The 648-nt window shown below is 36.9% G+C and carries 1 pseudogene; it reads right to left on the bottom strand.

Going from position 1 to position 648, the window contains the following annotated elements:
* Positions 1-648, bottom strand: a pseudogene (locus A2255_04995) (UDP-glucose 6-dehydrogenase).

Here is a 648-nt window from a genome sequence, read left to right as displayed (position 1 = left end):
AACAGGAATTGTGATCCTATTCTTGTATCTGTACTCATCCCTATTCTTACCTGCTCGATATCTGCACCTACTTTTTCACAGATATTTGCCATCTCGTTGATAAAAGATATCTTTGTTGCAAGAAAAGAATTAGCAGCATACTTTGACATCTCTGCTGACTTAACATCCATAACTATGACAGGGTTTCCTGTTCTTAAAAATGGGCTGTAAACTTCCTGCATTATCTCAGTTGCTCTTTGAGAATCTGATCCGATTATTACTCTGTCAGGTTTCAGGAAATCATCCACGGCTGCACCTTGTTTTAAGAATTCCGGGTTAGACACCACATCAAATTCATACTGGGTTATTGATTGAACTACCTCTCTAACTTTTTGAGCAGTTCCTACAGGTACTGTGCTTTTATTTACTATTACTTTATATTCATTCATTGATTTTGCTATAGATTCGGCTACTTTAAATACAGCAGTTAAATCACAAGACCCATCATCTCCTTGAGGGGTTCCTACTGCTATAAAGTTTATAAGAGAATCCTTTACTGCACCATCTAAGTCAGTCGTGAATCTTAATCTTCCTTCTCTCACATTTACTTTTATTAATTCTTCTAATCCAGGCTCGTAAATAGGAACTATTCCCTGCTCTAGCTGCTTT

The organism is Candidatus Melainabacteria bacterium RIFOXYA2_FULL_32_9, assembly GCA_001784615.1.
GTDB lineage: Bacteria > Cyanobacteriota > Vampirovibrionia > Gastranaerophilales > UBA9579 > UBA9579.
Note: the sequence above shows the minus strand (reverse complement) of the source record. Positions and strands in the feature narration are given on the sequence as shown.